Here is a 26,788-nt window from a genome sequence, read left to right as displayed (position 1 = left end):
ATGATTCAATAAAAGGGTCGTGATTCAGGTTGATTGCCGCGTTACTTGTTGCCCTGACTATTTATGCCCAAACAGGGTCAGCAACACGGCGTTCTGGATATGCATCCGGTTTTCGGCCTCGTCCATGATGAGGGAGGCGGGGCCATCCATCACCTGCGAGGTGATCTCCAGCTCCCGGTGCGCCGGCTGGCAGTGCAGCACATGTGCAATGCCGGTGCGGTCGAGCAAGGCCTGGTTGATCTGGTAAGGCATAAAGAGGTCTTTGACCTGCTCCATCGGGGTGTTGTCGCCCATGGAGACCCAGGTATCTGTGTAGGCCACATCGAACCCTTCAATATCCGCCACGTCATCGCTGATGTGGATGGTTGCCCCCGACTTGGCCGCCAGTGCCTGCGCCTGCAGGAAGATCTGGGTATCCGGGCCGTGGCCTTTCGGGCAGATCAGGGTGACGTCGGTGCCCAGTGTCGCCCCCAGCAGCAGCAGAGAGTGGCTGACGTTGTTGCCATCACCGAGGTAGGCAAGCTTCACCTTCGACAGATCGTCGTAGTGCTCGGCAATGGTCATAAAGTCGGCCAGCCCCTGACAGGGGTGGTAGAGGTTGCACAGGCTGTTCACTACCGGCACTGTTCCGTGCTCTGCCAGCTCGACCAGGGTCTGGTGATCGAACACCCGGGCGACAATGGCATCACACCAGCGCGACAGGTTGGCGGCGAAATCCTTCACCGACTCCCGCTTGCCCAGCGCGCCGTTCTGCTGATCCAGATAGACGCTGTGGCCGCCCAGTTTGGCGATGCCGATGTCGAAAGTGACCCGGGTGCGCAGGGAGGGCTTCTCGAACAGGGTGACCACGCTCTTGCCCGCCAGCGCCAGGCTGTACTTCTTCGGGTCGGCCTTCACTGCTTTGCCCAGCGCAATCAGCGCTTCGATCTGTGCTTTGTTCAGATCACTGTCTTTCAGAAGATGTTGCATCGGATGTTCCTTGTTCCGGTGGAGATCAAATGGCCACTTGAGTGCCGACCGCGCCGCCAGCCAGCAGCTTGAGCAGCTGATCCGGGTAACGCCAGCTGGCGACACAGACCGGCTTGCCGAGGGTCTCGGCGGCGTGCAGGGCCGCTTCTACCTTGACCGCCATACCGCCCGTGATCACCCCTTTCTCCATCAAATCCAGTGCGGTCAGCTTGTCGAGCTGGGGCACCAGCTTGCCCTTGCCATCGAGGATGCCGCTCACGTCGGAGAGCATCACCAGATCGGCACCGAGCGCCTCGGCAATGGCGGTGGCCGCCTGATCCGCGTTGACGTTCATCAGCTGCCCCTCGGCGGTGATGCCGATGGAGCTCACCACCGGCAGGAAGCCCTGACCGAGGATGCCTGCTACCAGCGCCGGGTTGCCCGGTTTGCACTCGCCGACCGCGCCGAGATCCGGGTCGAGCTGGGTCACCTGACAGAGGCCGCCGTCGGCGAGGCAGAGCCCCACCGCCGGAATGCCGGTGGCGATTGCCTTGGCCATCATCTGCTTGTTGGCAGTGCCCGCCAGTGCCCCGGCAATAAAGGGGATCTGCTCGAACGGGGTCACCCGCAAGCCGTTCTTCTTGGTGGAGGTGAGGCCCAGCCCCTTGAGCAGGTCATCCACCAGACAGCCACCGCCGTGCACCAGCACCAGCGGACGGTGCTGATCGTCGAGAAAGGTTTTGAGGGTGGCGAACAGGGCGGTCAGCGCCTCGTCGTTCTCGATAAGGGCGCCGCCCAGCTTGATTACCAACGTCTGTTTGTCCATGTTCGAAATCCTTCCTAAGTCCTTAAATCAGGCCGGTGGCCGGTTCAAATCCAAATTTGATATTTATGCACTGCATGGCTTGCGAGGCAGCGCCCTTGAGCAGGTTGTCGATGGCAGAGACCACCACCAGCATGTTGCCCTGCTGTTGCCAGGCGATGTCGCAGTAAGGGGTGTTTGCCACACCGCGAATAGAGGGCATCTGGCCGGTGAGGCGCACCAGCGGCTTGCCTTCGTAAGCCTTGAGGAAGGCCTGATCCACCTGGGTGGGGGTGACGCCGTCCGCCAGCTGCACATAGATGGTGGCCAGAATGCCGCGCACATAGTTGCCAAGGTGGGGCTGGAACAGCACCTCCTTGCCGAGATGGTGGCTGATCTCCGGCTGGTGTCTGTGGTTGAAGGTGCCGTAAGGGTTGAGGCTCACTTCGCAGAAGCTGGTGTTGATGGCTGCCTTGCGCCCGGCGCCGGAGACCCCGGAGACGGCGTTGATGATGGGCTGCCACCCCTTGGCAATCAGGCCATCCTGCTGCAGCGGCTTGAGGGCGCACAGCGATGCGGTCGGGTAGCAACCCGGCACGGCAATCAGCTGGGCGGTGGCGATGGCATCGGCGTTCCACTCGGCCAGGCCATAGACGGCCTGATCCAGCCACTGTTCGCTGTCGTGGGTGAATCCGTAGAAGCTGTCGTAAAAGCCCTGGTCCTTGACCCGGAAGGCGCCGGAGAGATCGAACACCGGCAGCCCCTTGGCGAGAAACTTGGGTGCGAGCTCGGCGCTCACCTCGTGGGCGGTGGCCAGCAGCACCAGATCGGCCTGGGTCAGGATCCGGGTCATGCCGTCGTCGTCCAGCGGCAGCAGCGGCTGATCGAGGGAGCCGACCCACTGGGGATGCAGGGAAGAGAAGCGCTTGTGGGCATCCTGACTGCCGGCGGAGACATAGAGGCCGAACAGTTTGAGTTGTGGGTGGTTCTGTACCAGTGCGGCCAGTTCGGCTCCCGCGTAGCCACTGGCACCGACGATAACGGTGTTAAGCATGTTGAATATTCCAAGTCAGAGTTTGAGATTCACAGCATGACGCTGCAGTGCACAAGGGTGTTCGATCGCCCCTTTGCACAAGTGCGGAGGGGCAATTCAGGCGGGTGTGTGTCGTCGGTTATAGATCAGGTGACAGAACATTAACTTTCCCTTACAACTAGAAGCCTTTGTTGATGAGCCAGATATTCAGGTAAAATTACAGAATATTCATGCACTCACTTTGCATTTGTATTTTCTAACAGAAACATTCCGGGGACGCAAGGAGGAGCTGATGGCCAATCTGGATTTTTTTTCACTTTATAAGAATATTATTGCGATTCCCTCTATCAGCAGCACGGATCCCAAGTGGGATCAGAGCAATGAGGCGGTGATCCGGCTGCTGGCCGACTGGTTCGGCCAGCTCGGTTTTCAGTGCGAGGTAACGGCGCTCCCCGATCTGCCGGGCAAGTTCAATCTGGTGGCGACGATTGGTCAGGGGGAGGGCGGTCTGCTGCTGGCGGGTCATACCGATACGGTGCCGTTCGATGAGGGGGGCTGGAGCAAGAATCCCTTCAAGGTGACCGAAGAGGGCAACCGCCTCTATGGCCTCGGCACCATCGATATGAAGGGCTTCTTCGCCTTTATCGTCGAGGCGCTCAAAGAGATTGACCTCACCAAGCTCAACAAGCCGCTGCGTATTCTCGCTACCGCCGATGAAGAGACCACCATGGCGGGGGCCCGCGCCATCGCCGCGGCGGCCGAGCTGAAACCCGACTACGCCGTGATTGGCGAGCCGACCGGGCTGGTGCCTGTGGTGGCCCACAAGGGACATATGTCGGAGGCGATCCGCATTACCGGCAAGAGCGGTCACAGCTCGGATCCCGCCAACGGCGTCAACGCCATGGAGATCATGCACAAGGCGATGGGGCAGGTGCTGCGCTTGCAGCAGGATCTGAAAGATCGCTACGCCGACCACCGCTTTGCCGTGCCGCAGCCGACCCTGAACCTCGGTTACATTCAGGGGGGCGACAGCCCGAACCGCATCTGCGGCTGCTGCGAGCTGCATATCGACCTGCGACCCACCCCGCAGGTGGGGCCGGATGAGCTGATGGGGATGCTGAAAGAGGCGCTATCGCCCATTGAGATCCACCAGCCGGGCTGCCTGCATCTGCAACATCTGCATGAACCCATTCCTGCCTACGCCTGCGCCGACGACTCTCTGCTGGTGCGAGAAGCTGAGAAGGCGAGCGGTCGCGCCGCCGAGTCGGTCAACTACTGCACCGAGGCGCCGTTTATCCAGCAGCTTGGCTGCGAGACCATAGTGATGGGCCCCGGCCATATCACCCAAGCGCACCAGCCGGATGAGTATCTCGACCTCTCCTTCGTCAAGCCGACCACCTCGGTGTTGCAACACCTGATCAGACGTTTTTGCCTGTAGCGGCGGCGGTGAAAGGGGCGTAAAAACTGTAAGTAAGTTACATAACAAGCCGGTTGTGGAGTGGTGATGGAAATACATGTTCTGAATCGGCCTGTTATTTGACCTTGCGCAGACAATCTGGGTAGATTGTCACCCTAAGATGACGGAGCATATGTTGTAATCGCACAACAATAAGTGAGGTCGTCTAGCACCCCGGATGGGTGTCAGGCACCAACAAGATAAGGATGTGGAATGAACGAAAAGTACGCCGCACTACGCGCCAACGTAGGTATGCTGGGTCAGCTGCTGGGTAAATCCATCAAGGATCATCAGGGTCAGGCCTTTCTCGACAAGATCGAAACCATTCGCCAATTGGCCAAGTCCTCCCGCAAGGGCAATGAATCAGACCGGGAACGTCTGCTCGATACCCTGCGCACCCTGAGCGACGACGAGCTGCTGCCGGTGGCTCGCGCCTTCAGCCAGTTCCTCAATCTGGCCAACGTGGCGGAACAGTTCCACACCATCTCCCGTCGCTGTGAAGAGCAGGTCTGCACCCCGGATCCGCTGGAGCAGATGTTCGACAAACTCAAGGCATCCAACCTGTCACAAGAGGCCATCATTCAGGCCGTGCGCGAGCTGGATATCGATCTGGTGCTGACCGCTCACCCCACCGAGGTGACCCGTCGTACCCTGATCCACAAGCACGTACAGCTCAACGACTGCCTCGAGGCGCTGGAGCTCTCCGACCTGCTGCCCCGCGAGCGGGACAAGATCCTCAACCGCATCGAACAGCTCATCAATCAGGCGTGGCACACCAACGAGATCCGCGAACAGCGCCCGACTCCGGTCGACGAGGCCAAGTGGGGCTTTGCCGTGGTGGAGAACAGCCTGTGGCCTGCCATTCCCGAATTCATGCGCAATCTGGACGAGCGTCTGCAACACCATCTGGGTGTGCGGCTGCCGCTGGATGCCGCGCCGGTCAAGTTCACCTCCTGGATGGGCGGTGACCGCGATGGCAACCCCTTCGTTACCGCCAAGGTGACTGCCGAAGTGCTGGAGCTGGGCCGCTGGATGGCGGTGAGCCTGTTCTACAAAGACATCAAGGAGCTCACTTCCGAGCTCTCCATGTCCGACTGCACCGACGCCGTGCGCGCTCGTGTTGGCGATCACCCCGAGCCCTACCGTGCGCTGGTGCGCGAGCTGCGTGAAGCGCTGCGCGAAACCAAGGAGCACCTCACCGCCAAGGTGCAGGGCCAGGTGAGCGAGAGCCAGGATCTGGTCAAGACCACCGCTCAGCTGCGCGAGCCGCTGGAGCTCTGCTACCACTCACTGCACGCCTGCGGCATGGGCAACATCGCCGATGGCATGCTGCTGGATGTGCTGCGCAAGGTCGCCTGTTTCGGCATCCATCTGGTCAAGCTGGATATCCGTCAGGATGGTGAGCGCCACGGGCTGGTCTTCTCCGAGCTGACCCGCTATCTGGGTCTGGGTGACTACGCCGAGTGGAGCGAAGATGACAAGCAGGCCTTCCTGCTGGGCGAACTGAACTCCCGCCGCCCGCTCATTCCCCACGACTGGGAGCCGAGCGCCGAGGTGCGCGAGACGCTGGATACCTGTCAGGTCATCGCCGAGCACGACCCCGATGCGTTCGGTATCTACATCATCTCCATGGCCGGTGCGCCGTCCGACGTGCTGTCGGTGCAACTGCTGCTCAAAGAGGCGGGCTGCAAGTTCCGCATGCCGGTCGCCCCGCTGTTCGAGACCCAGGATGACCTGATGGCAGGCACCGCCGTGATGGAGCGTCTGCTCTCGGTGGACTGGTATCGCGGCTACATTCAGGGCCGTCAGTACGTGATGATCGGTTACTCCGACTCTGCCAAGGATGCGGGCATGATGGCCGCTGGCTGGGCCCAGTACGCCGCCATGGAATCCCTGGTGGGACTTGCCGAAGCCAACAACATCCGACTCACCCTGTTCCATGGCCGTGGCGGTACCGTCGGTCGTGGTGGTGCGCCTGCCCATCAAGCCATCCTCTCCCAGCCGCCGGGATCCCTGCGCGGCGGTCTGCGTACCACCGAACAGGGGGAGATGATCCGCTTCAAGTTCGGCCTGCCGAAAGTGGCGATCAAGAGTCTGGAGCTCTACACCAGCGCCGTGCTGGAAGGGAACCTGCTGCCGCCGCCCAAGCCGAAAGAGTGCTGGCGCGAGGTGATGGAACAGCTGGCCGCCGACTCCTGCGAGCACTACCGCAGTATCGTGCGCGGTCATCCGGATTTCGTCCCTTACTTCCGTGCCGCTACCCCGGAGATGGAGCTCGGCAAGCTGCCGCTCGGTTCCCGTCCCTCCAAGCGCAAGCCCAATGGCGGCGTCGAGAGCCTGCGCGCCATTCCGTGGATCTTCGCCTGGACCCAGAACCGCCTGATGCTGCCAGCCTGGCTCGGTGCCCACAAGGCACTGCAGCAGGCGATCGACGGCGGCAAGCTGGCGGTGCTGGAAGAGATGAGCGCCCAGTGGCCCTTCTTCCGCACTCGCCTCGAGATGCTGGAGATGGTGTTCCTCAAGGCGGACGTCTGGCTCGCCGAGTACTACGACACCCGTCTGGTGCCGCAGGAGCTGTGGGGCCTTGGCAAACAGCTGCGTCAGGAGCTCGCCGAATCCATCGAGGTGGTGCTGAAACTGAGCCCGCGCGGGGATCTGCTGGAGGATCAGCCCTGGATCAAGGAGTCCATCAAGCTGCGCAACCCCTACACTGACCCGCTCAACGTGCTGCAAGCCGAGCTGCTCAACCGCTCCCGCAACCACCCGGAGACCCTGCACCCCGAGCTGGACAAGGCGCTGATGGTCACTATCGCCGGTATTGCTGCAGGGATGCGCAACACCGGTTGATAGCCAGCCCAAGCCAGCAGGCTTCAGTTATATACATCAAGCCAAAGGGCGCCAATAAGGCGCCCTTTTCAAAATTTGTTGATTGCAGCATCATTTCAGCCTTTATGGGGGGAATCTATTCATGCGCCAACTCTATTTACTTTTCCTGCTCGTTTCTTCCGCATCATGGGCTAATACAACGGATATCAACACGGTCTGTGATGGCTTGATTACTAAAGCTCAAGACTATTCCACTATGTCTCCCGCCATCCTAAAAGAGCTCAGAGAATCAACGTTCGATGCTACCTTGGATGATTTCCGTCAGGAGTATGGTTCAACAGTTGATGACTCGATTTCTCAATTGGTTGCGTCCACTCATCTCACACATGAGCGGGCTGAGTTCAATGTTTTGCGCCAGCTCCGGATTTTCCGGAGTCTATTGATCAATATGGGCTTGAAACTAAATGGCGTTACAGACCCCAAACCATGGGGCAAGTTTCGTAAGGAGTGTATTGAACTGAATGGGCAATGGCCTGCCATGTGACTAATCGCTCCTCACCAGTTTGTTAAAAGTATTGGCTTGCTCTAACTCTTGCCGAACATCAACGTTCGAGCGTGGCTTGCATCACCCAAGTGTAAGGAGCAGACTGTTTGGCCTTGTTTTTATGCGATTCGATTCAAGGCAACCATCATGACTCCTGCCATCAACCTGCTGAAGAAGCTCAAAATCCCCCACAAGCTCTACCCCTACGAGTGCGAAGCCCACGACGATTTCGGCAAGCATGCCGCGACCCAGCTCGGGCTGCCGGAGGCGCAGGTGTTCAAGACTCTGGTCGCCCATCACGACAAGCAGGCGGTGGTGGCCATCGTTCCCTCATCCGGCGTGTGCAGTCTGAAACAGCTGGCCAAGGCGACCGGTCTCAAGAAGGTGGAGATGATGAAACCGGCGGAAGCGGAGAAGCTGACCGGCTACAAGGTGGGTGGCATCAGCCCGCTGGCGCAGAAGAAACAGTTGCCTACCGTGCTCGATGAGTCGGCGCTGCAGTTTGACGAGATCCTGGTGAGCGGCGGCAAGCGCGGCCTCTCGGTCGGCGTGGCGCCGCAGGATATGCTGACGCTGATGAAGTGGATCGCAGCTCCCATCGGCGAAGAGTAGTGCCGGGCACAGTGTGAACCTGCCCTCCGGGCCTGTGGTGGCCCGGATGTATCCTTGTTGGCTCACTCCTGGCTGATATAGTGGAGATGGAATAATTGCCGCCAAGGATATGGCCCATGCGCGCATCTGCCCGCTTCCTGCTCTTCATCTCGTTGCTGCTGCCCGCCACCGGCAGCGCGGCTCCGGCCTTTACGCTGCGTACCTGCTTTGAAAACAGTGATTCCTACCCTTGGCTGCTGCAATCGGGGGAGGGGGTTGTGCAATATCACCTCAAGGCGGTTGCTACCGCTCTTGATGCCGAGATCGTGCTGACGCCGCTACCGTGGAAGCGCTGCCTCTCTCGGGTGAGCAGTGGCCAGATGGATGCGGCCATCAAGATGAGTTACAGCGTCGAGCGGGCGACCAAGGTGGGGGTCTATCCTATGCGTGAGGGCAAACCCGACCCTGCCAAGCGGCTGCTGACCGAGAGCTACAGTCTCTACCAGCTCAAGGGGGGCAAGAGCCAGTGGGATGGCACCACCCTCAGGGTCAATGGCGTGGTGGCGGCCCAGTCCGGATTTTCCATCGTCGACTTGTTGCAGGCTGCGGGAGCCGAGGTGGATGACTCCAGCCGTGACCCGCTGATCATTTTGAAAAAGCTGGTGATGGATCGGGCGCAGGCGACCGCCATCCAGACCGAGGTGGCTGACAGTATTCTGGCGGCCCATCCCGCGTTGCAGACTCGCATCGAGCGGCTGTCGCCGGTGCTGGTGGAGAAGCCCTACTATCTGGTCTTCTCTCACCGCTTCTATCAGGCCCATCCCCGACAAAGTCGGCAGGTGTGGGATGCCATCGAGCAGGTGCGCGACTCTGCTGCCTATCAGCGTTATGCCACAGCGCTCAGAAGCACGCCTCCGGTGGGGGAGTAGGCTGATGGATGCGACTGGCCGAAAAGGGGATGAGATCGTGGGGTGGTGGCAGGGCCGAGCAGCCACGCTCAGGGGCTACACTGAAAGTACCCCTTCAGCCAAGGCGCGGTTTATGTCACCCCTGCATCTGCTTGCTGCCGCTCTGCTCTGCATGTTGTCGCTGACCGGACAGGCGGCCACCCGGTTTACCCATATCAGCCCGGAGAGCGAGCGGGATCCGCGCACCACTTATGATCGGGAGCTGCTGCGGCTCGCCCTCGACAAGACCCGCGACCAGTTTGGCAACTATCTGCTGGAGCCTGCGCCGCCCATGACCAAGGCACGCGAGCGGCTCAGCATGCAGCTCGACAGCTACCCCAACCTCTTTGTGATGGACAGCTACAGCAGCACCCGCGAGGATCTGGGGCTCGCCTATGTCCGTTTTCCCATCCATCTGGGGATCGTCAGCTACCGCATCTGTTTTGTCAGCCCGCAGCAAAAGGGGGCAGTGAGCAAAGTGACCGACCTCAAGGGGCTGCGCCAGTTCATCTTCGGTCAGGGCAAGGGGTGGCTGGATGTGGATATCCTGCGTTACGCCGGGATGGAGGTGGTGGAAGTGGAGGGGTACGAGAAGCTGTTCAAAATGGTGGCGCGGGGCCGCTTCGATCTCTTCTGCCGCGGGGTGAGCGAGCTGCGTAGCGAGCAGCTTACCCACAAGGAGATGACGGATCTGCTGGTGGATGACGCCTTGTTGATCTACTACCCGCTGCCCCGGGTTTTCTACACCAACCCCAACAATCGTGAGGCGCTGCAGCGGGTCGAGCGGGGGTTGCAGCTGGCGTGGCAGGATGGCTCGCTACAGGCGCTGTGGCGCAAGAGCTTTGGCCCGGCCATCGCCTTTGCCAAGCTCTCCCAGCGCCGACTGCTGCGACTGGATAACCCCTTCCTCGACGGGATCAGCTTCGATTACCGCCCCTACTTCTACAATCCGCAGACCGATCGCTTCGGCGATTACTGAGGTGCCTGCCGCTGGCGGCAGAGGGCCAGCCAGGCCTCTGCGGTGCGCGACAGATAGCGCTCGCTCGGCCAGATCACCCCGAGTCGCCAGCTCAATTCGGGCTCCAGCGGCCGCAGCACCAGACCATCCGGGGTCAGCCGGTTGCAGACCGGCTCCGGCAAGAAGGCGACCCCCATGCCGCTGCGTACCATGGCGGTGAGAAAATCCCACTGGCTGCTGCGCGCCGCCACCTGTGGCGCAAAGCCCGCCTCCTGACACGCCTGCTCCAGCCGCTCACTCAGGGTAAATGCCTGGGTATAGAGCAGGAAGGGCTCTTCCTGCAGAGACTCCAGCCGCAGCGGTGCCTCGCCATGCCAGCGCGGTTGATCTGGCAGCACTATCCGGATCGGGTACTGATCCAGCTCCAGCGCGCTGAGGGCGCCCCCCTCTTTGGTCGGCAGCATGGTGATGGCGAGATCCAGCTCCCCCTCCAGCACCGCCTGTTCGATGCGGCGACCGCCGTACTCCACCAGGGTCAGCTCCACCTTGGGATAGCGGGTACGGTAGGCGCGGATCAGATCCGCATAGACGTGACCTACCATGGGGGGAATGCCAAGGGTGAGGCGACCGTGTTGCAGGCTCTGCAGATCCGCCAGTTCGGCCTCCAGCTGCTGCATCTCCGCCAAGATGGTCTGGGCCCGGTTGAACAGCACCTGGCCGCTGTCGGTCAGGGTGAAGCGGCGCCCTTCCCGGTTGAGCAGGGGTTGACCCAGCTCCTCTTCGATATTGCGGATCATCTTGCTGATGGTGGGCTGGGTGACGAACAGCTTTTCAGAGGCGCGGGTGAAGCTTTTTTCCCGCACCAGTTCGACAAAATAGCGCAGGGCGCGAATATCCATGGACTCTCTCGACTCGTGTTGGCGGGTACGGGATGAAGTATGCCTATGCGGCATGAATTTGATAATTTTAATTCATTTCTGGCAGGTTTTGCTCAACTCTATACTGTGAGCCGGTTCACAGAAAGACGATGATCATGAAAGCCCTCTGCTTGCGCTGGTTACAGACTCCCTTCCAGATTGTGTTGCTGGCAGCCATCTGGCTGCTGGCCGATACCGCGGTGCGTACCCTCCATCTGCCGCTGCCCGCCAACCTCACCGGCATGTTGTTGCTGCTGGCCTGCATCCTGCTCGGGGTGGTCAAGGTGCAGTGGTTTGAGGCGGGGGCTCGCTGGCTGCTGGCCGAGATGCTGCTCTTCTTCGTGCCCGCCGTGGTGGCGGTAGTCAACTATCAGGAACTGCTGTTGCAGGAGGGGTGGCGCATCATGGTGGTGCTGCTGGTGAGCACCACGCTAGTGCTCGGCACCACGGCGCTGGTGGTGGACCGGGTCTACCGCCTCGAACTGAAACTGGCCCGCCGGAGTCGCCGTCATGTCTGATACCCTGCTCGGGCTGATCTGTTTCGCCCTCACCCTGCTCTTCTACTACGCCAGCAAATGGCTCTACGGCAAGAAACGCATCCTGCCGCTGATGCCGCTGCTGCTGGCGCCGACCCTGCTGGTGGCCGTGGTGCTGCTGTTCCACATCCCCTATCAGGATTACATGGCGGAATCCCACTGGCTGCTCTGGCTGCTGGGCCCCGCCACCGTCGCCTTCGCGGTGCCGGTCTACGAGAACCGCCAGCTCATTCGTCGCCACTGGTTGTCGCTGTCGGTGGGGGTGGTTGCCTCGGTCATCATGGCGGTGGGCAGTACCGTGCTGCTGGCTCGCTGGCTGGATCTCTCCGACATGCTGCAGCGCAGTCTGGCGATGCGCTCCATCACAACGCCGTTTGCGGTGGAGGCGACCCGCGCCATCGGTGGTCAGAGCGATCTCACGGCGCTGTTTGTGGTGCTCACCGGCGTCATCGGCATGGCGGTGGGGGAGAGCGTGCTCACCGTGCTGGCCATTCGCAGCCGTCTCGGCAAGGGGGCCGGCTTTGGAGCCTCGGCCCACGGCGCCGGCACCGCCAGGGCTTATCAGATGGGTAACGAAGAGGGGGTGGTCTCCAGCATGGTGATGATGATTGCCGGCATGGTGACCGTGCTGCTGGCGCCCCTGCTGGGCCGGATGTTCTGGTAGGCTGAGCTTCTCTTTACAAGGCTGCTCGTCCCGGCGCTACACTCTAGTGAGCGTGTATTCCCGGGATGAGCAGTATGACCTTTCATCGCCTCGCTTCCTTCTTGCTGCTGTGCAGCCTCTCACTTCTTGCCGCCCCCCTGCGGGCGAGCGACATCTTTACCCATATCAGCCCGGAGAGCGACCGGGATCAGCGCACCATCTATTTTCGCGAGCTGCTGCAGCTGGCGCTGGAGAAGACCCGCGATAGCTTCGGTGACTACGAGCTGCGAACCGCGCCGCCGATGAACCGTATCCGGATGCGACAGATTGTGCAGACTCAGCAATACCCCAATCTGTTTGTGGCCGACAGTCTGCGCCCGGCCGCGGAGAGCGGAGCGCTGGATTACGTCCGTTTTCCGGTGGAGCTGGGCATCCTCGGTTATCGCATCTGCTTTGTCAGCCCGCAGCAGGCCGATGCGGTGGCAAGGGTCAATACCCTGGCCGAGCTGCAGCAATTTCTGCACGGGCAAGGGCGTGGCTGGCAGGATGCGGAGATCCTGCGTCATGGGGGATTCAAGGTGCAGGAGATCGACGGTTACGAGCGGCTATTCAAACTGGTTGCCCGTGGCCGCATTGATCTCTTCTGCCGCGGTGCCAACGAGCTCTTTATCGAGCAGGAGCAGCACAGTGATCTGCCCGGCCTCACCGTGGATCGGCGAGTGGCGCTGCACTATCCCTTCCTCCACCTCTTCTACACCCACAAGGATAATCAGGCCGCCATCCGCCGCCTCTCGGTCGGGCTCAAGCTGGCGTGGCGGGATGGCTCGCTGCAACAGCTCTGGCTGCGCCACTTCAAACCTTCCCTCGATCAGGCGCAGCTCCCCAAGCGCCTGTTGTTCGAGTTGGCCAATCCGCGCCTTGATAAGGTGGACTTTGACTATCGGGCGTACCACTACAACCCCGTCGACGGGACGTTCGGGCCCGGGCTGCCTTGATCCTGATGGTGCTGTTCCCGGATAAAGGGCCGTCTCTGCTGATGAACCAAGTCATGCCAAAAAGGCATGTTTTTTATTATTTAAATTCATTTTTTGAAGGTTGGTGCGCTGCATATACTGGGGGTCGCTTCACGGTTCAGGTTTGCTCCTGCCCGCTTCTGGCTTGTGTGAGTGAGCCTGAATCGTCCTGCTGCGGCGTCTTGATGTTCTGCATGAAGGCGTCCATCACTGGGCCGGGATCGATCCCGGCAGGTATTACAGCTGACGGAGCCTTGTTATGTTTAATCCCCACTCTTGCGCCCTGATTGTCGAAGGGGGCGCGATGCGCGGCATCTTTGCCAGCGGCGTGCTCGATGCGTTTGTCGAAAGTCACCACTACCCGTTCGATTTCGTCATGGGCGTCTCGGCCGGTGCCACCAATCTGGTCTCCTATCTGAGCGAGCAGCCGCGCCGCAGTCACCACATCATCACCGAGCTGGCTTGCAGTTCCCGGTTTCTCGATCCCCTGCGCTTTGTCAAAGGGGGCGATCTGGTGGACATCTGCTGGCTGTGGCAAGCCAGTCGCCATCGCTTCCCGCTCGATCTCGACACTTTCTGCGCCCGCGACATTCCCTTCTACGCGGTGGCGACCGATGTGGTGAGCGGCAAGGCCATCTATCTGCCGGTGCGGCCCGACAACATGGATGAGGTGCTGACCGCCACCTGCGCCCTGCCGGTGGTGCAGCACGATACCCCCTGCGTCGATGGTCGCCCCATGGCCGATGGTGGTATCAGCGACTCCATTCCGGTGATAGAGGCCTATCGGCGCGGGGCGCGGCGGATGACGGTGGTGCTGTCGGAGCCTTGGGGATATCGCAAGAAGCCGGCCCGTTTCTGCTGGATGGTCAAAGCCTTGCTGAAAACCCAGCCTGCGCTGGCGCAAGCCATGCTGGAGCGGGATCGTGCCTACAACCGGGCGCTCGATTTCATCGCCAACCCCCCTGCCGATTGCGACATCGAGGTGATCGCGCCACCGACCGATTTCATGGTCTCCCGTTTTACCCAGGACCCGGTCAAGCTGGAGTCCGGCTATCTGCAGGGTTACTGGCAGGGGCGCCAGAGTCTGCTGCGGGCCCGTGGAGAGGCGCGAGCGGTGGCCTGACTGCTTTGCCGGGTGCTGAACATAAAAAGGGGAACCTCGCGGTTCCCCTTTGCATGCTTGTACGGCAGCCAGTGCTTACAGCATCTGCTTGAGGCGATAGAGCAGGTCGAGGGCTTGACGGGGGGTCAATTCGTCCGGGCGCACTGCTTCCAGCTCTTCCACCACCGGATGAGGCTGCGGGGCGAGAGTCGCCGGAGCCGGGCGACTTTCACCTGCGGCCACCGGAGTGGCGCTCTCCAGCTCATGCAGCTTGTGACGGGCCTGCTGGATCACCGATTTCGGCACCCCGGCCAACGCTGCCACTTGCAGACCGTAGGAGCGGCTGGCCGCCCCTTCCTGCACCGCGTGCATAAAGGCGATGGTGTCGCCGTGCTCCACCGCATCGAGATGGACGTTGGCCAGCCCGCTCATCAGCTCCGGCAAGCGGGTCAGCTCGAAGTAGTGGGTGGCGAACAGGGTGTAGGCGCCAATCTTGCTCGCCAGCTGTTCGGCACAGGCCCACGCCAGCGAGAGGCCGTCGTAGGTGCTGGTGCCGCGGCCGATCTCGTCCATCAGCACCAGACTGCGGGCGGTGGCGTTGTTGAGGATATTGGCGGTCTCGGTCATCTCCACCATGAAGGTGGAGCGTCCCGATGCCAGGTCATCCGATGCCCCGATGCGGGTGAAGATGCGGTCGATGGGGCCGATGCGGGCGCTGTCGGCCGGCACGAAGGCGCCGATGTGGGCCAGCAGCACGATCAGCGCGGTCTGGCGCATGTAGGTGGATTTACCGCCCATGTTGGGGCCGGTGATGATCAGCATCCGTCGCTCCCGCTCCAGCCGGATAGGGTTGGCGATAAAGGGATCTGTCATCACCTGCTCAACCACCGGATGGCGGCCCGCTTCGATCAGGATCTGATCCTCATCGATAAGCGTCGGGCAGCGGTAGTCGAGGGTCTCGGCCCGCTCGGCCAGGTTGGCCAGCACGTCCAGCTCCGCCAGTGCGGCGGCGGAATCCTGCAGATCGCCGAGGTGGGGCAGCAGAGTATCGAGCAGCTCTTCGTAGAGCCGTTTCTCCAGCGCCAGCGCTTGGGACTGGGCGGTGAGTACCTTGTCCTCGTACTTCTTCAGCTCATCGATGATGTAGCGTTCGTTGTTCTTGAGGGTCTGACGGCGGATGTAGTGGGCTGGCACCAGATGGCTGTTGGCCCGGCTCACTTCGATATAGAAGCCGTGTACCTTGTTGTAACCCACCTTGAGGGTGTTGATACCGGTCAGCAGTTTTTCCCGCTCCTCGATGCGGGCGAGGCTGGCGGTGGCGCCGTTGGCGAGATCCCGCAGCTCGTCCAGCTCCTGATTGAAGCCGTCACGGATCACGCCACCATCGCGGATCAGCACCGGCGGCACCTCCATCACCGCGCGCTCCAGCAGGTCGAGCAGCTCGGGGAAGGTGCTGGCACGCTCGGCCAGTTGTTGCACCGCTTCGTGTTCGTTGTCCGCCAGCAGACGCTGTAGCTCGGGCAGCTGGGCGAAGGCCTGACGCAGCCGGGTGAGGTCGCGCGGGCGGGCCGAGCGCAGGGCGAGGCGCGCCAGCACCCGCTCCACATCCCCCACCTGACGCAGCAGGCTGCCCAGTTCATCGTAGAGGTTCTGCTCGATAAGCGTATGGATGGTGCTCTGGCGACCTTTCAGGATCACCCGATCGCGGATCGGCTGGTGGATCCAGCGCTTGAGCAGGCGGCTGCCCATGGGGGTGGCGGTGCGATCCAGCACCTCGGCCAGGGTATTTTCGTAGCCACCGGCCAGATTCTGGGTCAGCTCCAGATTGCGGCGGGTGGCGGCATCCATGATGACCGCGTGATCTGGCTGCTCGAGGCGTACGTTGCGGATGTGGGGCAGGGCGGTGCGCTGGGTGTCCTTTACGTACTGCATCAGACAACCAGCGGCGCACAGGGCGGTCTCGCTCTTGTCGACGCCAAATCCCACCAGATCCTGGGTGCCGAACTGCTGGCAGAGCAGTTTGCGGGCGGTGCCCAGCTCAAACTCCCACTCCGGGCGGCGACGCAGGCCGCGGCGACCCTCTATATGGTGCAGGAACTCGAACGATTCCGGGTAGAGCAGTTCGGCCGGATTGGTGCGCTGCAGCTCTGCCAGCAAGGTCTCTTCTTTCTCGAACTGGTTGATGAAGAAGCGGCCGGAGCCGATGTCCATGGTGCCGTAACCGAAGCGGCGGCCATCGTGATAGACGGCGGCGATCAGGTTGTCCTGTCGCTCGCTGAGCAAAGCCTCGTCGGAGACGGTACCCGGGGTGATGATGCGAATGACCTTGCGCTCCACAGGCCCCTTGCTGGTGGCGGGATCCCCCACCTGTTCGCAGATGGCGGCCGACTCGCCGAGCTGCACCAACTTGGCCAGATACCCTTCGATAGCGTGATAGGGCACCCCCGCCATCGGGATGGGGCTGCCGGCCGACTGGCCGCGCTTGGTCAGGGAGATGTCGAGCAGCTGAGAGGCCTTGCGGGCATCGTCATAGAACAGCTCGTAGAAGTCGCCCATCCGGTAGAACAGCAGGATCTCCGGGTTCTCGGCCTTGAGGCCAAGGTACTGCTGCATCATGGGCGTGTGGGCGCTCAGATTGGCGCCGGGAGCGGAGCTTGTGGCGCCGCTGGCTTGGTGTTGTGCGGTCATGTTCTGTTCCAGAAGGGGCCTCTGCGGGCCAGTGTCTGCGGTGATGAGCCTTGAGCTTGATGGCGCCATTCTACACATAAGCGCCGCGGCGGGGGAGCGGGTGTTCCGGGCGCGGTTGTTCTGCACTATTGAAGGCATGACGCCGGTGCGGCACCTCACATTGCGGCAGGCAAGGGCGGTCTGCCGTGGTTGCGGGCGGCGCTAGCGGGATCGCATAATGTGCCCCTTGAGCGGATCATAAGGAGTCGTGATGAAACTGGATGCAGAGATAGAGCACCTTGCCATCGAGCTGGGACGGGCCCTTGGTCAACGGGGCTGGCTGGCGGCGACCGCCGAATCCTGTACCGGCGGTGGGGTGGCTACGGCCATCACCGACATCGCGGGTAGCTCCGGCTGGTTCGATCGCGGATTTGTCACTTACACCAACGAAGCCAAGCAGCAGATGTTGGGGGTGAGCAGCGAGAGCCTTGAGCAGCACGGTGCGGTGAGCGAAGCCGTGGTGCTGGAGATGGCCCGCGGCGCGCTGGCGCACTCGTCTGCCTCCATCAGCGTTGCCATCAGCGGCATCGCCGGCCCCGGCGGCGCCACCGAAGGCAAGCCGGTCGGCACCGTCTGGTTCGCCTGGGCCGACCGCAATGGCCGTCACCACTCCCTGCTGGCCCGCTTCGACGGGGATCGCCGGCAGGTACGCCAGCAGGCGGTGAGACAGGCCTTGTCGGGTCTGTTGGCCCTGCTCAGATAAATTGGGCTTGATACTGTATGAATAGACAGTATACTTAGCCCAACTTCACTTCTTACTCACGATTTCCAGCGGAGATTGGCATGGATCAGAACAAACAGAAGGCACTGGCGGCTGCGCTGGGTCAGATTGAAAAGCAGTTCGGCAAAGGTTCCATCATGCGTCTGGGCGACAGCAAGACCATGGATATCGAAGCCATCTCTACCGGTTCCCTCTCGCTGGACGTGGCGCTGGGCATTGGCGGTCTGCCGTGTGGCCGTATCGTCGAAATCTACGGCCCGGAATCTTCCGGTAAAACCACCCTCACCCTGCAGGTGATCGCGGAAGCCCAGAAGAAAGGCAAAACCTGTGCCTTCGTCGATGCGGAACACGCTCTCGACCCTATCTACGCTGCCAAGCTGGGCGTCAACGTCGACGACCTGCTCATCTCCCAGCCGGATACCGGCGAACAGGCGCTGGAGATCTGCGACATGCTGGTTCGCTCCAACGCGGTTGACGTTATCATCGTCGACTCCGTGGCGGCCCTGACGCCGAAAGCGGAAATCGAAGGGGAGATGGGTGACTCCCACGTTGGTCTGCAGGCTCGTCTGATGTCCCAGGCGCTGCGCAAGCTGACCGCCAACATCAAGAACGCAAACTGCCTGTGCATCTTCATCAACCAGATCCGGATGAAAATCGGCGTCATGTTCGGTAGCCCGGAGACCACCACAGGTGGTAACGCGCTCAAGTTCTACGCCTCCGTGCGTCTGGATATCCGTCGTATCGGCGCCATCAAGGAAGGTGACGAAGTGGTCGGTAACGAGACTCGCGTCAAAGTGGTCAAGAACAAGGTGGCCCCGCCCTTCAAGCAGGCTGAATTCCAGATCTTCTACGGTGCCGGTATCTCCAAAGAGGGCGAGCTGGTGGATCTCGGCGTCAAGCACAAGCTGATCGACAAGGCCGGCGCCTGGTACAGCTACAACGGCGAGAAGATCGGTCAGGGCAAGGCCAACGTGATGAAGCTGTTCGCCGAGAACAAGGTGATGGCTGGCGAAGTGGAGGCTCGCCTGCGCGAGCTGCTGCTCTCCGGTGCCGTGCCAGTCGATGACAAGGCAGCACCGGTTGAGGCAGACGAGTTCGATGCCGAAAGCGAACAAGAGTTCGAATAAGGAACAAAGGAAGGCCGGGTAGATACCCGGCCTTGTTATTTATGATGGTTGATGAATCCGTTACCGAACCGGTCGAGCCTGCCGAACCGACCTTTGCAGAGCAGCTTACCGCCGCCCGCGCCTTTGCCATGCGCAGTCTGGCCCGTCGCGAGAGTGCCGAGTCGGAGCTGGCCAACCGGCTGCGCCAGCAGGGCTTCAATGAAGAGGTGATCGAGGCGGTGGTCGACTACTGCCGCGGTTACAACTGGGTCAATGACGAACGTTACGGCGGTATGGCTGTACGTGCCGGAGCCGCCAAGGGCCATGGCCCCATCAAGATCCGCTTCGATCTGCGCCGCAAGGGGCTCGACGATATGCAGATTGATGCCGCATTCGATCAGCCGGAGCTGGACTGGTTCGAACTGGCGTTTGCCCTGCTCGAACGGCGCGCCCGGGTGGCCGATTTGGCGGATTTCAAGCTGCGGATGAAGTGGCTCAAGTATCTGCTGGGGCGCGGCTTTACCCAGGATCAGGCCCGTTATGCCATCTCTGCCCTGCAGGAGCGGGAAGAGTAACGCCACTGCGTGGCAACCGTCGTTTCACCTCTCCTTGTGGCAGGTTTTTCCTGCCCGTTCAGTAGCTTGCGCGCACAATCCCGAAAAAGCGGCCTTTTGTTCATCTCATCCCTCTATATGCGCTGCTTTTTTGCCTCTCGACAGTGAAAAAAGCCACTGTGGGCAGCGGCGCTCTTTTCTGGCCCGTTTATGTGCGCTTTTTCGCCCGTGGCGGCCCTGTCCGTTTTACTTTACCCCGCAGAAAACTTACATTAATGCGGTTAAAAGTCCGTATTCGAATCAAGCAGGATTTTCCATGTATATGTCCACGTCAGAGATTCGCGCTGCGTTTCTCGAGTATTTCCGTTCCCAGGGGCACCAGGTTGTCTCCTCCAGCTCGCTGGTACCGCATAACGACCCGACCCTGTTGTTTACCAACGCGGGTATGAACCAGTTCAAGGACGTGTTCCTTGGCGCAGACAAGCGTGCCTACAATCGCGCGACGACTTCTCAGCGTTGCGTGCGTGCCGGTGGTAAGCACAACGATCTGGAAAACGTCGGCTATACCGCTCGTCACCACACCTTCTTTGAAATGCTGGGCAACTTCAGCTTCGGTGACTACTTCAAGCAGGATGCCATCAAGTTTGCATGGGGCTTCCTGACCGAGGTGCTGCAGCTGCCGAAAGATCGCCTGCTGGTGACCGTCTACGCGACTGACGATGAAGCTTTTGATATCTGGGAAAAAGAGGTCGGTGTCCCGGCCGATCGCATCGTCCGCATCGGTGACAACAAGGGTGCCCCTTACGCTTCCGACAACTTCTGGGCGATGGGCGATACCGGCCCGTGCGGTCCTTGCACCGAGATCTTCTATGACCACGGCGATCACATCTGGGGTGGCCGTCCCGGCTCACCGGAAGAGGATGGCGACCGTTTCATCGAGATCTGGAACGTGGTCTTCATGCAGTTCAACCGTCAGGCTGACGGCACCATGGAGCCGCTGCCGCGTCCGTCCGTGGATACCGGCATGGGTCTGGAGCGTATCTCCGCCATCATGCAGGGTGTCCACTCCAACTACGAAATCGACATCTTCCAGGCGCTGATCAAGAAAGCGGCCGAGATTGTCGGCACCACCGATCTGAGCAACCAGTCCCTGCGCGTCATCGCGGACCACATCCGCTCCTGCGCCTTCCTGGTGGCAGATGGCGTGATGCCGTCCAACGAAGGTCGTGGCTATGTGTTGCGTCGCATCATCCGCCGCGCCGTGCGTCACGGTCGCAAGCTGGGCGCTACCGATGTCTTCTTCTACAAACTGGCTGCCGAGCTGGCAGTGCAGATGAAGGATGTCGCTGCCGAGCTGATCGCCCAGCTGCCGCTGGTCGAGCGCGTGCTGCGCATCGAAGAGGAGCAGTTTGTCCGCACCCTGGATCGCGGTCTGCTGCTGCTGGAAGACGCTCTGGCCAACCTGGGTGATGCCAAGGTTATTCCGGGCGAAGTGGTGTTCAAGCTCTATGACACTTACGGCTTCCCGGCCGACCTGACTGCCGACGTGGTGCGCGAGCGCGAGATCGGCATCGACGAAGAGGGCTTCAAGGCCGAGATGGAGAAGCAGCGTGCTCGCGCCAAAGAGGCCTCCAGCTTCGGCGTGAACTACAACGAGATGCTCAAGCTCGACTTCGAGACCCCCTTCACCGGTTACAAGACCCTGACCGAGCGCACCCGCGTGGTTGGTATCTACAAGGGTGTGGAAGAGGTGAGCGGTCTTATCGCCGGTGACGAAGCGGTCATCGTGCTGGAAGAGACCCCCTTCTACGCCGAGTCCGGCGGCCAGATTGGCGACAGCGGTACCCTGAAAGTGGACGACGGTATCTTTGCCGTGACCGACACACTGAAAGCGGGCAAGGCGATCATCCACAAGGGCTACATGGAGCTGGGCACTCTGGAGAAGGGCGCCGAAGTGGAAGCCGTGGTTGATGGAGATCGTCGTCAGGCCATCGCCCTGAACCACTCCGTGACTCACCTGCTGCATGCTGCCCTGCGTCAGGCTCTGGGCGAGCATGTCACCCAGAAAGGTTCTCTGGTAGGGGCCGAGCGCATGCGCTTTGACTTCTCCCACTTCGAGGGGCTGACCATGGCGACGATTCGCCGGGTCGAGGAGCTGGTCAACAACCAGATCCGCGCCAACCACGAAATCACCACCCAGCTGATGGATCTGGAAGCGGCCAAGTCCGCCGGTGCCATGGCGCTGTTTGGTGAAAAATATGAAGACGACGTGCGTGTGGTGCGCATGGGCGACTACTCCACCGAACTGTGCGGCGGTACTCACGCCAAGCGCACCGGTGATATCGGCTTCTTCAAGATCATCGCCGAGAGCGGTATCGCAGCTGGCGTGCGCCGTATCGAAGCGGTGACCGGCAAAGCGGCCATCGACTTCATGCATCAGGTCGGCGAGCAGATCGAAGAGGCTGCCGCACTGGTGAAAGGTGACCAGTTCTGCATCGCCGACAAGGTTCGCCAGATGCTGGACAAGGCCAAGATGATGGAGCGCGAGCTGGAGCAGCTCAAGGCCAAGCTGGCCGCTCAGGCCGGTAACGACCTGCTGGGTCAGGTAATCGAGATCAACGGTCAGAAGGTGCTGGTTGCAGCGCTGGAAGGGGCCGATCCGAAATCCCTGCGCGGCATGCTGGACGAGCTGAAGAACCAGATGAAGTCCGGTGTTGTACTGCTGGCCACCTGTGCCGATGGCAAGGTCAACCTGATCGCGGGTGTCACCAACGACCTGACCGGCAAGGTCAAGGCCGGTGAGCTGGTCAATCTGGTTGCCCAGCAGGTGGGTGGCAAGGGCGGTGGCCGTCCGGACATGGCACAGGCGGGTGGTACCCAGCCTGAGGCGGTGCCGGCAGCGCTGCAATCCGTTCACTCCTGGCTGGAAGAGCGCCTGTAATCGGGCGAGGTGATCTGTGGCACTCTATGTACAGAAGTACGGCGGCACCTCGGTCGGCACACTGGAGCGGATCGAGGCGGTAGCTGAGCGGGTCGAGCAGACCCGCGCCCAGGGACACGACGTGGTGGTGGTTGTCTCCGCCATGTCGGGCGAAACCAACCGGTTGCTGGGCATGGCCCAGCAACTGGATCCTGATGCCAACCGGCGCGAGATGGATGTACTGGTCTCCACCGGTGAGCAGGTCACCATAGCGCTGCTGGCCATCGCGTTGAACAAACGCGGTTGCCCGGCGGTCTCGATGACTGGCGATCAGGTACGGATTCATACCGATTCCGCCTATGGCAAGGCGCGCATCACCCACATCGACACCGAGCTGGTTCATGCCGAACTGGCTGCGGGCAAGGTGGTGGTGATCGCCGGTTTCCAGGGCCGTGACGAGCATAACGCCATCACGACGCTGGGCCGCGGCGGTTCGGATACCACGGCGGTTGCCGTGGCGGCGGCCATCAAGGCCGATGAGTGCCAGATCTTTACCGATGTGGATGGGGTATACACCACGGATCCGCGCATCGAGCCCAAGGCTCGTCGTCTCGACACCATCACCTTCGAGGAGATGCTGGAGATGGCCAGTCTCGGCGCCAAGGTGCTGCAGATCCGCTCGGTGGAGTTTGCGGGCAAGTACCGCGTCCCGCTGCGGGTGCTGTCGAGCTTTGTCGACGGAGAGGGAACCTTAATCACATATGGAGGTGAGAGGATGGAAGCTCCCCTGGTATCCGGGATCGCTTTTAACCGCAACGAGGCCAGCCTGACCATTCTGGGCGTGCCGGACAGACCAACCGTTGCCGCGCAGATCCTGAATCCGATCAGCGACGCCAACATTGATGTCGACATGATTGTGCAGAACACCCTGGGAGATGGCACCGCCGACTTCACCTTCACGGTGAATCGTGACGACTATCGCCGTGCCCGGGCACTGCTGGAGGAGACCGCCACCGAACTTGGCGCCTCCTGCGTGCAGGGAAATGGCGAAATTGCCAAGGTCTCCATTGTCGGTGTCGGCATGTGGAACCATCCCGGTGTTGCGCGCACCATGTTCAAGGTATTGGGCGAGGAGGGGATCAACATGCAGTTGATCTCGACCTCTGAAATCAAAATCTCTGTGGTGATTGACGAGAAGTATCTGGAGCTGGCGGTGCGAGCCCTGCACGCGGCTTTCGGGTTGGATCAGGCACCGCAAGAGCAGCCCTTGGGCTAACAATCTCTGATTGATTTAGTTTCAACCATTTACCATATCGGTATCTTTGTTAGATAATGTCGCATATCGATATAAAAACAAAACAGGATACAGGAGCAAGCGAATGCTTATTTTGACTCGTCGTGTTGGGGAAACCCTGATGATTGGTGATGAAGTGACTGTCACCGTACTGGGCGTTAAAGGCAACCAGGTCCGTATCGGTGTTAACGCGCCGAAAGAGGTCTCCGTACACCGCGAAGAGATCTACCAGCGCATCCAGGCCGAGAAAGTTCCGGGCCAACCGGGCTTCTAAGCCACTTTCATGGCTGTGACAAGGCGACACCTCATGTGTCGCCTTTTGTTTTTCCGGCCCCCTGAAATCGCCCTGCAGGGCGCGAAACTGCGGGATAAGTGCCGATATTGTTTGAATATTCCACGCTTTGACCAAATGCTGAGCGAACGCACTTTTTTCTCCAAAAAAGTGTTTGACTAAAAATCCCTGTGAAGTATTATCAGCCCCGCAAACGGAGAGGTGGCCGAGAGGCTGAAGGCGCTCCCCTGCTAAGGGAGTATGCGGCTTATACCCGCATCGGGGGTTCGAATCCCCCCTTCTCCGCCATTTGCGCCCGTAGCTCAGCTGGATAGAGTACCTGGCTACGAACCAGGTGGTCAGAGGTTCGAATCCTCTCGGGCGCACCATATTACGACTCAAGCAAGAGTCATGTGTTGACCATCAGCAAGTCGACACTTTGGAAAAGGCTTACTGATAAGTAAGCTTTTTTTATCGTTTTAAAACAGGGCGCCCGTAGCTCAGCTGGATAGAGTACCTGGCTACGAACCAGGTGGTCAGAGGTTCGAATCCTCTCGGGCGCACCATTTAAAACGACACAACGATTTATGAGCGCCCGTAGCTCAGCTGGATAGAGTACCTGGCTACGAACCAGGTGGTCAGAGGTTCGAATCCTCTCGGGCGCACCATTTTTCAAGCAGTACACAAAAGTTTGTGAGCGCCCGTAGCTCAGCTGGATAGAGTACCTGGCTACGAACCAGGTGGTCAGAGGTTCGAATCCTCTCGGGCGCACCATATTTCAAGCAGTACCAAAAGTTTATGAGCGCCCGTAGCTCAGCTGGATAGAGTACCTGGCTACGAACCAGGTGGTCAGAGGTTCGAATCCTCTCGGGCGCACCATACAGACAGCCCCGACTTCGGTCGGGGCTGTTTTTTTATGGGCGATATTTAACTTTTTGGTGCGGATCCCCGTGCGCTGTTGCGGGTGGATCGCCCGTTTACCTGGCTGTTCTTGTCCTTATTTCTTCCCCTTTCTGTGATTGCGCACAGTTCTTCTGATCGTTGCACCGCCTCACCACCCTTTGCCTCATCTATAGGCGCGCTGTATGCCTGCTGTTGCAACGGCAGATGCCGCGCAGCTCATCACTAAAGGTTCGCTCATCAACATCCTGCAAGGCCTGCTGAGGCGTTCTGCGGGCAATAAAAAAGGATGCCGCAGCATCCTTTTTTGTGAAGAGATCCACTCAGCTTTTCAGCCATTTGCGAATGCGGTTGGCATCGCCGATGGGGGTACGTTTGCCCACCGAGTTGAGCAGCACGATGGCAAGCTCGCGGCTGTCCGGTTTGGCGCGCATCACCAGACAGCGCCCCGCTTCGTCAGTGAAGCCGGTCTTGGAGAGGCGCACGTCCCAATCCGGGTTTTTCACCAGCGGGTTGGTGTTGTTGAACATCAGGCTGTAGGAGGGGGCGCTGAAGCGCATCTCCCGGTTCTCATCCTGAGTGAACTGACGGATCAGCGGCTGACGATAGGCGGCGGCGGCCAGCTTGCCGAGATCCTGGGCGGTAGAGACGTTGCGGGTGGAGAGGCCGGTGGAGTCGTAGAAGTGGGTATTACGCATACCCAGCTGTCTGGCCTTGTTGTTCATGGCCCGCACGAAGGCGCTGCGACCGCCCGGATAGTGACGCGCCAGTGCCGAGGCCATCCGGTTTTCGGAGGACATCAATGCCAGATGCAGGGCGTCGCGGCGGGTCACCTTGGTGCCCATGCGGATGCGGGAGTGAGTGTGTTTGACCCGATCCAGATCGTTCTTGTCGACCGTGATGGTCTGGTTGAGATTCTGTTTGGCATCCAACACCACCAGCGCTGTCATCAGCTTGGTGAGGGAGGCGATGGGACGTACCTTGGTGGCATTCTTCTGGTAGAGCGTCTTGCCCGTTTTTACATCCACGACCAGGGCGCTGCTTGAGCGTACTTCCAGTTTGGCAGGGTTGGGTGCCGCGCTGACCGCAGGCAATCCCAGCATTCCCATCAACCCGACAACCAGCGCTGCTGCGCGAATCCGACACCACATACAACCGACTCCGTTCCCATCCAAAAAAAGGCGCTAGATTCACTCATTTTTACCCCGGCTTTACAAGGGCCGAGCGGGACTATTTCTGCTATTTGCACGAAATTGGCGATCAAAAAAGCCCTCTGGCGAGGGCTTTCGGGTCGGGCGTTGGGCGAGGGGTCAATCCCGCGGCTGCGCGGCCCTGCGTTTGCTGATCCAGCGCCAGACCAGCGCCACCATGCCACCCACCAGCAGGGCCACCGGCAGATAGATGATGATGTTGAAGAACTGGGTCTGGTATTCGGCGGCCAGCTTGGTGTGGCTCAGGTAGTAGCCAAACCCTACCAGCGGGCAGATCCACATGATGGAGCTGATCAGATTGACGATGAGAAAGCGCCCCTGGGGCAGTTCGGTGGCACCCACTATATAGGGGTAGGCGGTGCGCACGAAGGCGATATAGCGCGCGGTGATCAGGGTGATGATCCCGTACTTGTCCAGCAGGTGGTAGACCTTCTGCTGGTGTCGCTCTTCCACATGGGACATCAGCCGATGGTAGAGCTGGGTGTGGCCGAGAAAGCGCCCCTGCATGTAACCGAGCCAGGTGCCGACAAAGGTGGCCATGATCAACAGCGGGATCACCCCGAGAGACAACACATCCTGATAGATGAGTACGCCGGTGAGGATCAGCAGGCTGTCACCGGGCAGAAAGGCGGTAGGGATGAATCCGTTTTCCAGTACCAGAAACGTCAGAATCACACCACAGATCATGAAGGCCATCTTGGGATCGGAAAGTGTGTTCAGATCGTGATTCATAAAGGCGTGAGCCAGTTGGTAAAACTGCTCCATACT

Annotated in this window: 23 protein-coding genes and 6 tRNA genes; 22 read left to right on the top strand and 7 right to left on the bottom strand. The window is 60.4% G+C overall.

All coding sequences use genetic code 11. The annotated features are described in order from the left end of the window. Nucleotides 1–57: 57 nt before the first annotated feature. Genes AB5Z09_RS19175 through argC form a run of 3 tightly spaced genes read right to left on the bottom strand, consistent with a single transcriptional unit; the run spans nt 58 to nt 2,804 of the window. On the bottom strand, nt 58–969 hold the full coding sequence (locus AB5Z09_RS19175; protein ID WP_368196012.1) for an ornithine carbamoyltransferase: 912 nt from the start codon (nt 967–969) through the stop codon (nt 58–60). A gap of 25 nt (nt 970–994) precedes the next feature. Continuing rightward, nucleotides 995–1,774, bottom strand: coding sequence for an acetylglutamate kinase (gene argB, locus AB5Z09_RS19170; protein WP_323896154.1), 780 nt, complete (start codon nt 1,772–1,774; stop codon nt 995–997). A 22-nt stretch (nt 1,775–1,796) separates the two neighbouring features. Beyond that, nucleotides 1,797–2,804 (bottom strand): N-acetyl-gamma-glutamyl-phosphate reductase, encoded by a 1,008-nt coding sequence (gene argC / locus AB5Z09_RS19165; protein ID WP_368196011.1) that lies wholly within the window; start codon nt 2,802–2,804, stop codon nt 1,797–1,799. A gap of 271 nt (nt 2,805–3,075) precedes the next feature. Between argC and argE the strand changes: the two genes are divergently transcribed. The 6 genes from argE (at nt 3,076) to AB5Z09_RS19135 (ending at nt 10,126) form a co-directional block, all read left to right on the top strand. Further along, entirely contained in the window at nt 3,076–4,221 is a 1,146-nt protein-coding gene (argE, locus tag AB5Z09_RS19160) for an acetylornithine deacetylase (RefSeq protein WP_307896112.1), read from the top strand. Between the two features lie 231 nt (nt 4,222–4,452). Then, a complete protein-coding gene (gene ppc / locus AB5Z09_RS19155) occupies nt 4,453–7,086 on the top strand; it encodes a phosphoenolpyruvate carboxylase (protein WP_368196010.1) in 2,634 nt (877 codons plus the stop codon). A gap of 121 nt (nt 7,087–7,207) precedes the next feature. Beyond that, nucleotides 7,208–7,609: a hypothetical protein gene (locus AB5Z09_RS19150; RefSeq protein WP_005336093.1), complete on the top strand. Its 402-nt coding sequence runs from the start codon at nt 7,208–7,210 to the stop codon at nt 7,607–7,609. 147 nt (nt 7,610–7,756) lie between these two features. Continuing rightward, complete coding sequence (gene ybaK / locus AB5Z09_RS19145) at nt 7,757–8,221, top strand: Cys-tRNA(Pro) deacylase (RefSeq protein ID WP_368196009.1); 465 nt, start codon at nt 7,757–7,759, stop codon at nt 8,219–8,221. A gap of 116 nt (nt 8,222–8,337) precedes the next feature. After that, the gene (locus AB5Z09_RS19140; RefSeq protein WP_368196008.1) at nt 8,338–9,129 is read left to right on the top strand and encodes a substrate-binding periplasmic protein; all 792 of its coding nucleotides are present in this window, start codon (nt 8,338–8,340) and stop codon (nt 9,127–9,129) included. A gap of 112 nt (nt 9,130–9,241) precedes the next feature. Continuing rightward, nucleotides 9,242–10,126, top strand: a complete 885-nt coding sequence (locus AB5Z09_RS19135) for a hypothetical protein (RefSeq protein ID WP_323969535.1) — start codon at nt 9,242–9,244, stop codon at nt 10,124–10,126. Here AB5Z09_RS19135 and AB5Z09_RS19130 read toward each other — a convergent pair. Beyond that, complete coding sequence (locus AB5Z09_RS19130; RefSeq protein WP_323969536.1) at nt 10,120–11,004, bottom strand: LysR substrate-binding domain-containing protein; 885 nt, start codon at nt 11,002–11,004, stop codon at nt 10,120–10,122. The two genes, AB5Z09_RS19135 and AB5Z09_RS19130, sit on opposite strands and share 7 nt — an antisense overlap. Before the next feature lie 134 nt (nt 11,005–11,138). On the opposite strand from AB5Z09_RS19130, the gene AB5Z09_RS19125 reads away from it, so the two are divergent. The 4 genes from AB5Z09_RS19125 (at nt 11,139) to AB5Z09_RS19110 (ending at nt 14,337) form a co-directional block, all read left to right on the top strand. After that, a complete protein-coding gene (locus AB5Z09_RS19125) occupies nt 11,139–11,540 on the top strand; it encodes a CidA/LrgA family protein (RefSeq protein WP_368196007.1) in 402 nt (133 codons plus the stop codon). Then, on the top strand, nt 11,533–12,222 hold the full coding sequence (locus AB5Z09_RS19120) for an LrgB family protein (RefSeq protein ID WP_005341581.1): 690 nt from the start codon (nt 11,533–11,535) through the stop codon (nt 12,220–12,222). Before AB5Z09_RS19125 ends, AB5Z09_RS19120 begins: the two co-directional genes overlap by 8 nt. A 74-nt stretch (nt 12,223–12,296) precedes the next feature. Then, nucleotides 12,297–13,196: a hypothetical protein gene (locus tag AB5Z09_RS19115; protein ID WP_368196006.1), complete on the top strand. Its 900-nt coding sequence runs from the start codon at nt 12,297–12,299 to the stop codon at nt 13,194–13,196. 277 nt (nt 13,197–13,473) lie between these two features. Next, nucleotides 13,474–14,337, top strand: a complete 864-nt coding sequence (locus AB5Z09_RS19110) for a patatin family protein (RefSeq protein WP_368196005.1) — start codon at nt 13,474–13,476, stop codon at nt 14,335–14,337. A gap of 75 nt (nt 14,338–14,412) precedes the next feature. On the opposite strand, the gene mutS is transcribed toward AB5Z09_RS19110, so the two are convergent. Beyond that, a complete protein-coding gene (mutS, locus tag AB5Z09_RS19105) occupies nt 14,413–16,932 on the bottom strand; it encodes a DNA mismatch repair protein MutS (RefSeq protein ID WP_368196057.1) in 2,520 nt (839 codons plus the stop codon). Nucleotides 16,933–17,254: 322 nt separating this feature from the next. Here mutS and pncC point away from each other — a divergent pair, with 322 nt between their 5' ends. From pncC to AB5Z09_RS19045, 12 genes are all read left to right on the top strand, one after another. Then, complete coding sequence (gene pncC, locus AB5Z09_RS19100; protein ID WP_005348742.1) at nt 17,255–17,746, top strand: nicotinamide-nucleotide amidase; 492 nt, start codon at nt 17,255–17,257, stop codon at nt 17,744–17,746. An 80-nt stretch (nt 17,747–17,826) separates the two neighbouring features. After that, on the top strand, nt 17,827–18,891 hold the full coding sequence (recA, locus tag AB5Z09_RS19095; RefSeq protein WP_005348744.1) for a recombinase RecA: 1,065 nt from the start codon (nt 17,827–17,829) through the stop codon (nt 18,889–18,891). Nucleotides 18,892–18,935: 44 nt separating this feature from the next. After that, nucleotides 18,936–19,445, top strand: a complete 510-nt coding sequence (locus tag AB5Z09_RS19090; protein ID WP_139742581.1) for a regulatory protein RecX — start codon at nt 18,936–18,938, stop codon at nt 19,443–19,445. A gap of 295 nt (nt 19,446–19,740) precedes the next feature. Then, entirely contained in the window at nt 19,741–22,365 is a 2,625-nt protein-coding gene (alaS, locus tag AB5Z09_RS19085) for an alanine--tRNA ligase (protein WP_005343004.1), read from the top strand. 16 nt (nt 22,366–22,381) lie between these two features. Continuing rightward, the gene (locus tag AB5Z09_RS19080; RefSeq protein WP_041210820.1) at nt 22,382–23,620 is read left to right on the top strand and encodes an aspartate kinase; all 1,239 of its coding nucleotides are present in this window, start codon (nt 22,382–22,384) and stop codon (nt 23,618–23,620) included. 103 nt (nt 23,621–23,723) lie between these two features. Continuing rightward, complete coding sequence (gene csrA, locus AB5Z09_RS19075) at nt 23,724–23,912, top strand: carbon storage regulator CsrA (protein WP_005336053.1); 189 nt, start codon at nt 23,724–23,726, stop codon at nt 23,910–23,912. A gap of 213 nt (nt 23,913–24,125) precedes the next feature. After that, nucleotides 24,126–24,218: transfer RNA gene (locus AB5Z09_RS19070), tRNA-Ser, on the top strand. 3 nt (nt 24,219–24,221) lie between these two features. Next, nucleotides 24,222–24,298, top strand: a tRNA-Arg gene (locus tag AB5Z09_RS19065). Between the two features lie 100 nt (nt 24,299–24,398). Beyond that, nucleotides 24,399–24,475, top strand: a tRNA-Arg gene (locus tag AB5Z09_RS19060). 25 nt (nt 24,476–24,500) lie between these two features. After that, nucleotides 24,501–24,577: transfer RNA gene (locus AB5Z09_RS19055), tRNA-Arg, on the top strand. 29 nt (nt 24,578–24,606) lie between these two features. Next, a tRNA-Arg gene (locus AB5Z09_RS19050) sits at nt 24,607–24,683 on the top strand. A gap of 28 nt (nt 24,684–24,711) precedes the next feature. Further along, a tRNA-Arg gene (locus AB5Z09_RS19045) sits at nt 24,712–24,788 on the top strand. A 344-nt stretch (nt 24,789–25,132) separates the two neighbouring features. Here the strand turns inward: AB5Z09_RS19045 and pbpG are convergent. Together pbpG and AB5Z09_RS19035 are read right to left on the bottom strand one after the other, a co-directional pair. Beyond that, on the bottom strand, nt 25,133–25,960 hold the full coding sequence (pbpG, locus tag AB5Z09_RS19040; RefSeq protein ID WP_263718094.1) for a D-alanyl-D-alanine endopeptidase: 828 nt from the start codon (nt 25,958–25,960) through the stop codon (nt 25,133–25,135). A 159-nt stretch (nt 25,961–26,119) separates the two neighbouring features. Continuing rightward, nucleotides 26,120–26,785 carry a DedA family protein gene (locus tag AB5Z09_RS19035; protein ID WP_005343012.1) on the bottom strand — a complete coding sequence of 222 codons (666 nt, stop codon included), beginning with the start codon at nt 26,783–26,785 and terminating at the stop codon, nt 26,120–26,122. Between the last annotated feature and the right edge of the window lie 3 nt (nt 26,786–26,788).

The sequence above is a fragment of the Aeromonas sp. R2-2 genome, assembly GCF_040908355.1.
GTDB lineage: Bacteria > Pseudomonadota > Gammaproteobacteria > Enterobacterales > Aeromonadaceae > Aeromonas > Aeromonas veronii.
The sequence above is the reverse complement of the archived record's forward strand: the minus strand, read 5'-3'. Positions and strand labels throughout refer to the sequence as shown.